Genomic DNA, 12254 nt, shown 5'->3' with positions numbered 1-12254 from the left:
GTTCGGTCAGACTCGGGGGTGTGACCGACTATCTGCAGTTGAACGATGCGCCTGTCGAGTCCGTGGAGCCGGGGTTGCTCAGAGCAACCAGCTACGGGCACTTCACGTCCATGCAGGTCCGCGGCGGCCGGGTCCGCGGTCTCGACCTGCACCTGGAACGGCTCGATCGCAGCTCACTCGAACTCTTCGGCGAGGGCGTTCCGGCCGACCGGGTGCTGTCCTACTTGCGACTGGCTCTGGAGCGGGCGGACACGGCCGACCTGTCGATCCGGGTCAACGCCTTCACCCGCGAACGCGCCAAGCTCGACGCCGGGATCCCCGTGTCACCCGAACTGCTGATCACCGTGACCGACCCGCTCGAGCCCACCCCGGATCCGCCCCGGCTGCTCGCCGTCGAGCACGAACGCGTCGTACCGCGTGTCAAGCACACGGGCACCTTCCCGCTCGTGTACTTCGGTCGCCAGGCGCACCTGGCCGGGTACGACGACGCTCTGTTCTACGACCGCGCGGGGAACGTGTCGGAGGCATCGATCTGGAACGTCTGCTTCGCGACGCAGGGCAGGATCGTCTGGCCGGCCGCCGCGGTTCTGCCCGGCATCACCATGCTCACGCTTCAAGCTGGTCTGGCTGCCACCGGCGTCCGCAGCGAGACCGTCCCCGTCCCACTGACGGAGCTGGCTTCGTACGACGCGGCCTACCTCACGAACTCCATCGACCCCGCACTCCCCGTCGCCTCCATCACGACGCCCGCAGGCACCACGGAGTACACAGCCGACCCAGCGTCGGCGAGTCTCATCGCGGCAGCGTTCGAGGCTGTTCCCCCCGCAGGAGATCTAGCGGCCAAGCACCGCTAGCCGTCACCGCCTCCGCCACCATCGCCCCCACCACCGTCGAACCCACCGCCGCCGTCGAACCCACCGCCGCCGAAGTCGATCGGGCCGCCGGTGCTGTTCCAGTCACCCCACGCCATCCCGCCGCTCATGCTGTCGAACGACGCGATGGCGATATAGGATGCCCCGGCTCCGCTCGCGAAGTACCCACTGCCGTACGGCGCGACCGCGGCGCCCGCCTCCCAGTAGGGAACCCGGCGGGAGTGGTACCGGACGTAGCGCACCTCTGGCTGCTGACCTGCCTGCAGGCGGGCGGCGTCCTGCGCGCAGGCCGGCACTTTACGAGTGCCATGGGCAGGCTGGTTCCAGAGCACGTCCGTGGTGGACGGGCCGTGCTGCGGATTGAAGAAGCACGGCACCCGCCGCTCCGGCACCGGCTCGCCAGCCACCCGCGCCCGCACACAGGTGATCGCGTACCGGCCCGTCGCCAGTGTGTCCGTGACCGTGCTGATCGACTCGGCGGACTTGATCCCGCCGACCGACCGTTGCGCCGACTCGTAGGCGTCCAGTGCCCGCTGATAGTCCAGCCGGGTGTCGGCGTCCAACTCCCGGCCGTCCACCGACTCACCGAGCCGGCTCAGCTCCTCACCGAGCAACGTCACGTCCTCGTCGGCGAGCTTCCTGATCCCCTCGAGTTCCTCGGCGTCACCGCGCTTGGCCGCTCGGCGGTCCCACCAGTACCGCCCACCCAACGCGATGCTGCCCCCACCCAGTGCCGCTAGAAGCCACAACATCTACCGACGGTACCGCCGCCTCCAGCCGCTGTGGAGCGCAGAGGAACGATCGGTCCCGGCTCGTTGCGGAACCGGCGACAGACCGCAACAACCCGTCGCCCTGGGTCGAACGCCCCGTCGCCGTCAGTCAGCGTGACGGGTGCCGGCAGACCTCACCGCTCAGGAGCGGGCGTTCCACCAGCTGAGGAGTGCTTCCCGCGCGCGGTCCTCGCCGAGCGGGCCCTCGTCCATCCGGAGCTCCATCAGGAACTTGTAGGCCTCGCCGACCTCGCGGCCCGGCCCGATCCCGAGGATCTCCATGATCTGGTTGCCGTCCAGGTCCGGGCGGATGGAGTCGAGCTCCTCCTGCTCCTGCAGCCGGGCGATGCGCTCCTCCAGATCGTCGTACGCCGACCGGAGGGCGTCCGCCTTGCGCTTGTTCCTGGTGGTGCAGTCGGCCCGGGTGAGCACGTGCAGCCGGCTGAGCAGGTCGCCCGCGTCCCGGACGTACCGGCGTACGGCGGAGTCGGTCCACTCGCCGGTGCCGTAGCCGTGGAAGCGCAGGTGCAGCTCGACGAGCTTGCCGACCTGGTCGATCTGCTCGTTGCTGAACCGCAGCGCCTTCATCCGCTTCTTCGCCAGCTTCGCGCCGACCACGTCGTGGTGGTGGAACGTGACCTTGCCGGCGCCCTCGAACTTCCGCGTCCTCGGCTTGCCGATGTCGTGGATCAGCGCGGCGAACCGGGTCACGAAGTCGGGCAGCTCGACACCGAGCCGCGGCTCCAGGTCGATCGCCTGCTCGAGCACCGTGAGCGAGTGCTCGTACACATCCTTGTGCCGGTGGTGCTCGTCCAACTCCAGCCGCAGCGCGGGCAGCTCGGGCAGCACGTGGTCCGCGAGACCGGTGGACACCAGCAGGTCCAGGCCCTTGCGGGGCTGTGGCGAGATCACCAGCTTGATCAGCTCGTCGCGGACCCGCTCGGCCGAAACGATGGTGATCCGGTCGGCCATCGCCTCCATCGCAGCCACCACGGCCGGGTCCGGGGTGAAGTCGAGCTGCGCCGCGAACCGGGCCGCGCGCATCATCCGCAGCGGGTCGTCGGAGAACGAGTCCTCGGGCGATCCCGGCGTCCGGATCACCTTGTTCGCGACGTCCTCCATCCCGCCGTACGGGTCGACGAACTGGTGGGACGGCAGCAGCACCGCCATCGCGTTCATGGCGAAGTCGCGACGGGACAGGTCACCCTCCAGGCTGTCGCCGTAGGAGACCTCCGGTTTGCGCGAGGTGGGATCGTAGGACTCTGACCGGTAGGTGGTGATCTCCAGGACCCACTCGCCCTTCCGACTACCGATGGTGCCGAAAGCCTTGCCGATATCCCAGACGTGGTTCGCCCAGCCGGCCAGCAACCGCTCGACCACCTCCGGGCGGGCCGAGGTGGCGAAGTCCAGGTCTTTGCTCCCCCGGCCTAGCAGAATGTCCCGTACAGGACCCCCGACCAAGGCGATCTCATGACCGGCGGAGGCGAAGCGGGCACCCAGCTCGTCGACCACCGGCGCGATCTGCAGCAGCGACTGGACAGCTCGCCGCTGTACCGCGGACAACGATCCGGAGGAGGCAGAACGGTCGGGAGTAGGAGACACGGGGAACTAGGTTACGGTGACGGCGTGTTCAGACGGCGACTGAGGCTCCCCGTGGCCGCGGGAGCGAGCCTGCTGATCGCGGCCTCGGCGGCGGTTTCCGCCGTGACGGCGGCGGTCGCGGCGCCTACCGACGACCCTCCGGTCGTCGCCGTCACGATCGACTCGTTCAACCCGATCGCGGTGACACCGGGCCAGCCGGTGACGATCCGCGGTCAGGTCACCAACACCAGCGACGTCAGCCTGAAGGCGCCCCAGGCGATCGCCTGTATCGACAGCAAACGGCTGATCACCCGGGCCGACCTCGCCGCGGTGCCGGCCGAGGACGACATCCCGGTCGACGAGCAGAACAGCTGCCGCCGGCTGGTCGACTCCGAATCCACCTTCCAGGAGCTGGGCGAGCTAGCGCCCAACGCCAAGGTGAACTACCAGTTCACCGTGCCCTGGGCGGAGTGGAACCTCGGCAAGCGAGCGGGTGCCTACACGGTCGGCGTGGTCATCCGCGCCACCCCGGACCAGCCGGAGGACAGCGACCGGCTGACCGTCGGCCGGGTGCGGACCCTGATGCCGGTGATCGACCCTGCGGAGTTGCCGCGCAAGGTGAACGCCGCGATGGTCGTGCCGCTGCGGCACCGGCCGACCCTCTTGAGTGGCAACCAGTTCGCGAACGACTCCCTGGCCGAGGCGATGGCTCCGAACGGCGCGCTCGGCCGCCTGCTCGCGCTCGGCGAGAAGCAGAAGGTCACCTGGCTCGTCGATCCCGCGATGCTCGACGAGGCCGCCCGGATCAAGCAGGGCAACTACAAGGTCGTCGACGGCAACAATCAGACGAGGCCGGGGACCGGGCAGAAGGTCGTCCAGACCTGGCTCGACGCCTTCGAGGCGAGCCGCGCCCGCAACCCCGTGGTGATGCTGCCGTACGGCGATCCGGACGTGGGCAGCCTGATCGACGCCGGGGACCCGCTCCGGAGCCTGGTCGGCCAGTCGCGGGACGCCACCGAGAAGTACAACCTGGGCGGCGAGTACCCGAACTTCGACCGCGGTCTCTGGCTCGAGAACGGCTCCGCGAGCAGCCGGAACCTGGCCGCCGCCTCCACCGGCTACCCCGGTGCACCCAACCCCGACGACGTGAATCTGGTCAGCAGTTCGTCCTGGGCAACCGCCGACCGGCCCAGCCTGCTGCCGACCCCGGTCTACAACGTCACAACGCCCGAGGGCCCGGTGAAATCCGTCCGCACGGTGGTGACGGACTCCAGCCTGACCGCAGGCGGCCCGGACCCGGCCTCCGCCGACCAGCCGCTCCAGGTGCGCCAGCGGTTCGCCGCCGAGACCGCACTGCTGGCGGGCACCGGGACCGGTACTGCGACCGTGGTGGTGCTGCCGCCGCGTGACTGGGAGACCAAGGGCTCCGCCACCTCCGCGTTGGTGCAGCAGGGTTTCTCGCTGCCCTGGATCACCCCGATCTCCATCGACCAGGTGACAGCCGCCAAGGCGCAGCCCGCCAGGCCGCCGAACACGCCTCGGTCGACGCCCGGACTGCCGAGCGGCCAGCTTGACCAGATCAAGCGGCTCAACACCGCGACGACCACCTTCGTCTCGCTCCTCGCCGACCGCGAGCAGGCGCCCGTCGATCTGCAGCGCGCGCTGCTCCGGGTCAGCTCCTACAGCTGGCGCGAGTACCCCGACGAGGCCCAGCGGTTCCTCACCTTCGAGCAGGGCTCAGTGAACAGCTGGCTCGGCAAGGTGCACCTGGTCAACAACGCCGTCGACCGGGGTCAGCACCGCGAGATCAAGGTGAACCTCTCCGGCAGCAAGGGCACCTTCCCGCTCTCGGTGGTGAACGAGCTCGACTGGTCCGTCCGGGTCGGGGTCGCCGTCAAGCCCGCGAACCGGACCGATCTGCGGATCGCCCCGCTGCGGACGCTGGTGCTCCCGGCCGGGCAGAAGGGCACCTTCCAGATCACCGCGAGCGCCGAGCAGAACGGCCTGATCCGGGCCAATGCCCAGGTGATCTCCGCCGAGCAGTTGCCGGTCGGCAAGTCGCAGGAGCTGGTGATCCAGGCCGCGCAGTACGGCAGTGTCGGCTGGATCCTGGTCGGCGCCGCGATCGCGCTGCTGTTCGGTACTTCGGCCGTCCGCATCTACCGCCGGATCCGCTCCGAGCGGCGCAACCCGACGCCGGCCGGGACCGAGGCGGACCCCCTGCACCCGGCCCCGCTGGACCCCCACGACCTGGCCGCGGCCGAGCCGACCGACTCCGTCCAGAGCGGGCGGCTCGACGAGGAGCCGGCCGGGGTGGAGCCGAGCCCGCTGGGGCCCGTCCAGCCGCTGCGGGTCAACCCGAACGGCGGCACCGAAGTACAGGCCGGGGAGGGTGACGGGGCCCCGGGCAACGGAGTACCGGGCGGCATCGAAGCCGACACGAGCCTGAAAGAGGGAGTCGGAACGAAGGATGGCTGACCGCACCCTGCGCTCCGCGGCGGTGATGGCAGCCGGAACTGTGCTGTCCCGCCTGCTCGGATTCGTGAGGATCGCCCTGCTCGCGGCCGCCATCGGCACCGCCCTGCGCAGCGACATCTTCACCGCCGCGAACACGATCCCGAACAGCCTGTACATCCTGCTGGCCGGCGGCGTGTTCAATACGGTGCTGGTGCCGCAACTGGTGCGGGCGATCAAGAACCACGACGACGGTGGCCGGGACTTCACCAACCGGCTGCTCACCTTCGGCTTCGTGGTGCTCGCCGTGGTCACCGTCGGCTGTGTGCTGCTCGCGCCGTTCATCGCCGAGCTGTACATGCCGAGGGAGCTCCAAGATCCGGCGCGAGCGTCCGAGCGTGAGTCGATGATCGTGTTGGTCCGGCTCTGCCTGCCGCAGATCTTCTTCTACGGCGCGTTCGTGCTGGTCGGCCAGGTGCTGAACGCGCGGCGCCGGTTCGGCCCGATGATGTGGGCGCCGATCGCGAACAACATCGTCGCCTGCGCGTCGATCGTCGTGTTCTTGCTGATCTACCGCACCGGCGACACGCCGCCGACCTACAGCCACGGTGAGGAGTTGCTGCTCGGTCTCGGCCACACGTTCGGGATCGCGGTCCAACTGCTGGTGCTGCTGCCGTACCTGAGGGCGAGCGGGCACCTGTATGCGCCCAAGTTCGGTGTGCGCGGCACGGGACTGGGGCACACCGCCCGGCTGGGCATCTGGACCCTGCTGTTCGTCGCGGTCAACCAGGTGACCCTCGTCGTGGTCACCAAGCTCGCCATCGCCGGTAGCGCGTCACTCGACCTCGGCGCCAAGGCGGGTCTGTTCGCCTACAGCACGGCGATGCTGGTGATCCTGGTGCCCCACGGCATCGTCACGGTCTCCCTGGCGACGGCCGCGCTGCCGCAGATGTCGGCGCTCGCCGCGGACGGCGACGTGACCGAGGTGGCCCGGCTGGCGGCCCGGTCCATCCGCCAGACATTGGCGATCGTGGTACCGGCGGCTGCCGCGATGATCGCATTCGCGTACCCGATCATGACGGTGATCGCGGGCTACGGCTCCGGCAAGAACAACCTGAACCTGATGGCGTACACGCTGATGGCGCTGGCGCTCGGGCTGGTGCCGTTCACGGTGCAGTACTTCCAGCTGCGCACCTTCTACGCCTTCGAGGACACCCGGACCCCGTTCTTCCTGCAGTGCGCGATCGCCACGACCAACATCGCGGCCGCGCTGATCGGCGTACGGGTGATCCTGGACCAGGAGCACCTCCGGTTCAGCGGTGTGATGCTCGGCGTCGCCTTCTCGATCTCGTATCTGGTCGCCGTACTGCTCTCCCGCCGGGTGCTGGCCCGCAAGGTGCCGCGGGTCCACGGCGCGGGCATCGGCCTGCCGCTGGTCGCGATGGTCATCGCCGCCCTGCTCGCCGCGGGCATCGGCCGGGGCGCGGTGATGCTGTTGAACTCCGCCCTCGACTGGAAGGGCCCGCTCGCGGCGCTGCTCCAACTGGCGGTCGGCGCGATCGTGATGCTCCCCGTGTACGTCGGAGTGGCCCGAGTACTCCGGATTCACGAGGTCACGGACGTGGTGTCCGTGGTCACATCGAAGCTGCCAGGACGGCGCCGCCGGTCCTGATCGGCCCGCTTGTGCGATCGTGCACCACTTCTCAGGTGACGAGGGCACTAGCATGGGGGCTGCGATCGGACCGCCAACCGCTCGCACCCGCCCGTATCAGTCGGAACCGGCCGCCGACCGGATCCGGAGCGGAGACGCAGGACGACCAGTGCATCGAGGAGGGCGAGAGACACCGTGTCGAACCAGACCGTCAGTCCTGGTGCCCTGCTCGCGGGCCGCTACCGGATCGCCGAGTTACTCGCGGAGATCGACGGTGCGCGCGTCTGGCGAGCAGTGGACGAGGTGCTCAGCCGAGCCGTGGTCGTGGATGTCCTGCCGGTCGGCGACCCGCGGACGAACCTGCTCTTCGACGCCGCCCGCCGTGCGGCGGCCGCGGCCGACCCCCGCTTCCTCCGCGTCCTCGACTGCGACATACACGAGGGCGTCACCTACTGCGTGCGGGAGTGGGCCGGCGGCCGCCCGCTCGAGCGGATGCTCAGCGCCGGGCCGCTGACCGGGCAACAGGCCGGCTGGCTTGCCCGCGAGGTCTCCGAGGCACTGGAGAACCTGCACCGCACTGGCCAGTCGCACGGCTCGATCAGCCCGTCGACCGTCGTGGTGACGGACGCCGGCGCGATCAAGGTCGTCGGCCTCGCCACCGAAGCCGCCCTGCGCTCCACCGGCCCCGGTTCGCCGGAACAGGACGTCCGCGCTCTCGGAGAACTGCTGTACGCCTCCCTCACCGGCAGGTGGCCCGGCCCGGCTCCGGCCTGGGGGCTCCAGCCCGCGCCCGTCGAGCACGGCCGGCTGCTGAGCCCGCGCCAGGTCCGTGCCGGCGTGCCCCGCTCGCTGGACGACATCTCTGACCGGCTGCTCGGTTACCCGCCGCGGCACCACGCCGTGCCGATCACCAGCGCCGCCGGACTGTCGGCCGCTCTGTCGGGGGTCATCGGCAGCTCGCACGAGCCGCCGAACCAGATGGACGAGACCGTCGCCGTGGCGCGGCAGAACGGCAGCATCGATGACGCCACCCAGGTGTCGCCGGTCATTCAGACGCCTCCCGCGCTGGATCCGACGCCGCCGCAGGCCGCCTACAACGGCAATGGTCAGACCCAGCCGCAGGCGGTCTACACCCCTGCACCCCCCGAATCCCGTCCGGTCCGCCGGCAGCCGCCGGCGAGCCACAACGGCAACGGCCGTCGCAAGCCGCCGGCCGACGAGCCACGGCCGCGCGGCAGCTGGGGCGGCCGGATCCTGATCCTGCTCGCCATCCTCGCGCTGCTGTCGGTTATCGGGATCGCGCAGTTCCTGGTGAAGGGCGCGATCAACAACGACCAGGGCTCCGGCACCGACAGCGGCAAGAGCCCGGCCCCGCAGACCAGCGGGCCGCCCGCGGCGACGAACGAGCCGGCGAAGATCGTCGGCGCCAAGGACTTCGACCCGCCGCCGGACGGCAACGGCGAGGAGCACCCCGAGGACGTCAAGAACACCTACGACGGCAAGCAGGACTCCACCTGGACGACGATGTCGTACAAACGGCGTCCCGACCTGGGCGGCACCAAGGAGGGCGTCGGCATCGTCTACGACCTCGGTGCGGTCACCACGGTGTCCCAGGTGACGGTCGACCTGATCGGTGACAAGACCAACCTCGAGCTGATGATCCCGAAGGCCGACTCGAGCAAGTCGGCGAGCACCGTCAGCGGCTGGAAGTCGGTCGCCTCCGCGGAGGACGCCCCCGAAGGGCCTGCCGCGCTGAAGCTGGCGGCGCCGATCGAGACGCGGTACGTGCTCGTCTGGCTGACCAGCCTGCCGAAGGAAGGCAGCGGTTACCGCGGCGAGATCTCGGAGGTCACGATCCAGCAATGACCTCTGATATCACCCGGATCGGCGCCGGCGGCCCCCCGGCCGACGGGCTGGGCGCGCGGCCGGCCGGGTACGAAACGATGGACGACCACGAGCTGCTCCGGCTGCACGTGGCCGGCAACCCGGACACGTTCGGAATCCTGGTCAAGCGGCACCGGGACCGGATGTGGGCGGTCGCGATCCGCACCCTGGGCGAGCCCGAGGAGGCGGCCGACGCGCTGCAGGAGGCGTTCATCTCCGCCTTCCGCCGGGCCGACTCGTTCCGGGGCGACGCCAAGGTGACCACCTGGCTGCACCGGATCGTGGTGAACGCCTGCCTGGACCGGATCCGTCGTCGCCAGGTCCGGGCGGCCGACCCGCTGCCGGAGGACGAGGACCGCGCCGCCGAGCTGGCCGGGCCCGCCAAGGACGACCCGGCCGAGGTGCGCGAGCGCCGGCTCGATGTGCTGAACGCGCTGAAGCAGATCAACTCCGACCAGCGCAGCGCCCTCGTGCTGGTCGACATGGAGGGCTACTCGATCGAGGAGGCGGCCGCCATCCTCGGCTGTGCGCCGGGCACCGTGAAGAGCCGCTGCGCCCGAGGTCGCGCCCGGCTGCTCCCTTTGCTCCGGCACTGGCAGACCACCCGCGGCGGCTCCGACGTACCGGCGAAAACTGCCGCCGAATCCGTGGGAACCGAATGACCGGGCATCCCGTCTCAGCGAGGTCGCTCAGCCGCGACCTCGTTGCGATCGCCTACCGGAGTACTTCACCGATGACCACTCTGCGGACCTCCCGTGAGGAGGCGAGTTCCCGATGACCGATTCCGGTCTGCCGACCAGTGAGCACCTGGAACACCTGGATACGGACACCATCGCCGACCTGATCGAGAACCTGCTCCCCGCGCCCGAGGCGCATCGCGCTCGTGAACACGTGAAGGCCTGTCCGGACTGCCAGCAGACGTACGACGCGCTGGTGCAGCTGACCGAGGACCTCGCCGACGAGGGCCGCGCGGACATCCCGATGCCGACCGACATCGCCGAGCACCTCGACGCCGTGATCGTCTCCGAGTCCGTACTGCGTTCCTCCACCGTCGGCGTGCACTCCCTGGTCCAGCTCCGCGAGGAGCCGCGCCGCCATCTGCCGAAGCTGGTGCTCGCCGCGGCCGGGGTGATCGTGATCGCCGCCGTCGGCGTGGGTGTCGTGGTCAGCACGGCGGACCACAGCAACGAGGGCGCCGCCGGGATCAACCCGACGCTGCCGGCCGGCGAGGTGCCGTCGATGACCACCGACCAGGTGGGTCCCAATGCGCAGAAGTGGCTGGAGAACTCCAACGGCCCGGTCCTGCACGGGAGCAGCGACGAGATCCAGTGCGCGCGCGTGTTCGCGGCCGGGCGTCCCGGTTCGGAGCTCCGGCTCGTCCAGCCGGCCAAGGTGGACGGCAAGCGGGCGACGGTGATCGGGCTGCCAGGCGGCTCCCCACAGGACATCCAGCTCTCCGTGGTCACCGGCTGTAGCGGATCAGGGGGCGTTGCCACCCCGTTCTACGACACCACGGTGACGCTTCGCAATCGCTGACTCCAGCCGGTGAGCCCCCGGTGTGCTCGGCGCGGGCGATGGGTACCGTGGGAATGGTCGGCCTCTAGGATCCGTTGAGTACGACGTAATGATCGTCTCGAGGAGACCGGGGAACACCTGCATGAGCGAGGCAGAAGTCCGCAACGTCATCATCATCGGCTCCGGCCCGGCCGGATACACGGCCGCGGTGTACGCCGCGCGTGCCCAGCTGGCGCCGTTGGTCTTCGAAGGTTCCGTCACCGCGGGTGGTGCGTTGATGACGACCACCGAGGTGGAGAACTACCCCGGCTTCGCGCAGGGCATCATGGGCCCGGCGCTGATGGACGAGATGCGGACTCAGGCCGAGCGGTTCGGCGCCGAGCTGGTCCCCGACGACATCGTCGAGGTCGACCTGACCGGTGACATCAAGGTGGTCACCGACTCCGCGGGCACCCAGCACCGCGCCCACACCGTGATCCTGGCGATGGGTTCGGGCTACCGGAAGCTGGGGCTGCCGCACGAGGAGCGGATGTCCGGGCACGGAGTGTCCTGGTGTGCGACGTGTGACGGGTTCTTCTTCCGTCAGCACGAGATCGCCGTCGTCGGTGGTGGCGACACCGCCATCGAGGAGGCGACCTTCCTGACCCGGTTCGCGGACAAGGTGACCATCGTGCACCGCCGCGACGCGCTGCGCGCGTCGAAGATCATGGCCGAGCGGGCCTTCGCGAACGACAAGATCGAGTTCGCCTGGAACTCCGAGGTGGCCGCGATCCACGGCGAGGAGAAGCTGACCGGGATCACGCTGAACGACACCGTCACCGGTGAGACCCGCGAACTGCCGGTCACCGGGCTGTTCATCGCGATCGGTCACGACCCGCGCTCTGAGCTGGTCAAGGGCCAGGTGCACCTGGACGAGGATGGCTACGTGCTGGTGCAGAGCGGCTCGACCAACACCAACCTGCCGGGTGTCTTCGCCGCCGGCGACCTGGTCGACCACACCTACCGGCAGGCCGTCACGGCCGCCGGGACCGGGTGTTCCGCCGCCCTCGACGCCGAGCGCTACCTGGCGACGCTGGAGTACGGGGCGGGCGCCGCGGCCGCTGCGGCCACCGAGCCTGTCTCTGTCTGACCTCACACAAACCACCTGAAGGAGATACGCCCGTGGGCGAGAAGATGAATGCCGTCACCGACGCCGAGTTCGACACCACCGTGCTGAAGAGCGACAAGCCTGTGCTGGTCGACTTCTGGGCGGAGTGGTGCGGGCCGTGTCGCCAGGTCTCCCCGATCCTGGAGGAGCTCGCGGGTGAGCACAGCGACAAGCTCACCTTCCTGAAGATGAATGTCGACGAGAACCCGGTCACCCCGAGCAACTACCGCGTTACCGGTATCCCTACCATCAACGTCTACGTGAACGGTGAGCTCGCCAAGTCCATCGTCGGCGCCAAGCCCAAGGCCGCGCTGCTGAAGGAACTGGCCGACTTCACCGGCTGAGACTGTTTGACGTCCTGCGAGGGACGATCCGCCGCA

General features: G+C 69.6%; 10 protein-coding genes. 8 read left to right on the top strand and 2 right to left on the bottom strand.

The genetic code is table 11. The features are described from left to right. The first annotated feature begins 20 nt into the window (after positions 1-20). Positions 21-854 carry an aminotransferase class IV gene (locus tag EV648_RS19020; RefSeq protein ID WP_158294021.1) on the top strand — a complete coding sequence of 278 codons (834 nt, stop codon included), beginning with the start codon at positions 21-23 and terminating at the stop codon, positions 852-854. Here EV648_RS19020 and EV648_RS19015 read toward each other — a convergent pair. Beyond that, a complete protein-coding gene (locus tag EV648_RS19015; protein WP_132293055.1) occupies positions 851-1624 on the bottom strand; it encodes a hypothetical protein in 774 nt (257 codons plus the stop codon). The genes EV648_RS19020 and EV648_RS19015 overlap by 4 nt on opposite strands. A 159-nt stretch (positions 1625-1783) precedes the next feature. Then, positions 1784-3244: a CCA tRNA nucleotidyltransferase gene (locus EV648_RS19010; protein ID WP_132293052.1), complete on the bottom strand. Its 1461-nt coding sequence runs from the start codon at positions 3242-3244 to the stop codon at positions 1784-1786. 24 nt (positions 3245-3268) lie between these two features. Between EV648_RS19010 and EV648_RS19005 the strand changes: the two genes are divergently transcribed. The 7 genes from EV648_RS19005 to trxA all read left to right on the top strand — a co-directional run bounded on the left by EV648_RS19005 (position 3269) and on the right by trxA (position 12218). Beyond that, a complete protein-coding gene (locus EV648_RS19005; protein WP_199234693.1) occupies positions 3269-5701 on the top strand; it encodes a hypothetical protein in 2433 nt (810 codons plus the stop codon). Further along, positions 5694-7349: a murein biosynthesis integral membrane protein MurJ gene (gene murJ, locus EV648_RS19000; RefSeq protein ID WP_132293049.1), complete on the top strand. Its 1656-nt coding sequence runs from the start codon at positions 5694-5696 to the stop codon at positions 7347-7349. Before EV648_RS19005 ends, murJ begins: the two co-directional genes overlap by 8 nt. 174 nt (positions 7350-7523) lie before the next feature. Then, a complete protein-coding gene (locus tag EV648_RS18995) occupies positions 7524-9194 on the top strand; it encodes a protein kinase family protein (protein ID WP_132293029.1) in 1671 nt (556 codons plus the stop codon). After that, a complete protein-coding gene (gene sigM / locus EV648_RS18990) occupies positions 9191-9874 on the top strand; it encodes an RNA polymerase sigma factor SigM (protein ID WP_241995363.1) in 684 nt (227 codons plus the stop codon). Before EV648_RS18995 ends, sigM begins: the two co-directional genes overlap by 4 nt. Before the next feature lie 112 nt (positions 9875-9986). Beyond that, on the top strand, positions 9987-10748 hold the full coding sequence (locus EV648_RS18985) for an anti-sigma factor (RefSeq protein WP_132293026.1): 762 nt from the start codon (positions 9987-9989) through the stop codon (positions 10746-10748). 121 nt (positions 10749-10869) lie between these two features. Beyond that, positions 10870-11856: a thioredoxin-disulfide reductase gene (gene trxB / locus EV648_RS18980; protein WP_132293023.1), complete on the top strand. Its 987-nt coding sequence runs from the start codon at positions 10870-10872 to the stop codon at positions 11854-11856. Positions 11857-11888: 32 nt separating this feature from the next. Then, positions 11889-12218 (top strand): thioredoxin, encoded by a 330-nt coding sequence (trxA, locus tag EV648_RS18975; RefSeq protein WP_132189913.1) that lies wholly within the window; start codon positions 11889-11891, stop codon positions 12216-12218. Positions 12219-12254: the final 36 nt, after the last annotated feature.

Origin of the sequence: Kribbella sp. VKM Ac-2568 (assembly GCF_004345365.1) — a bacterium.
Taxonomy (GTDB): domain Bacteria; phylum Actinomycetota; class Actinomycetes; order Propionibacteriales; family Kribbellaceae; genus Kribbella; species Kribbella orskensis.
This window is presented reverse-complemented; position numbering and strand designations above follow the sequence as displayed.

Bases quoted from the DNA above. Each gene is read 5' to 3' on its own strand.
- EV648_RS19015 (WP_132293055.1), bottom strand. From the start codon at position 1,624: ATGTTGTGGCTTCTAGCGGCACTGGGTGGGGGCAGCATCGCGTTGGGT.
- murJ (WP_132293049.1), top strand. From the start codon at position 5,694: ATGGCTGACCGCACCCTGCGCTCCGCGGCGGTGATGGCAGCCGGAACT.
- sigM (WP_241995363.1), top strand. From the start codon at position 9,191: ATGACCTCTGATATCACCCGGATCGGCGCCGGCGGCCCCCCGGCCGAC.
- EV648_RS18985 (WP_132293026.1), top strand. From the start codon at position 9,987: ATGACCGATTCCGGTCTGCCGACCAGTGAGCACCTGGAACACCTGGAT.
- trxB (WP_132293023.1), top strand. From the start codon at position 10,870: ATGAGCGAGGCAGAAGTCCGCAACGTCATCATCATCGGCTCCGGCCCG.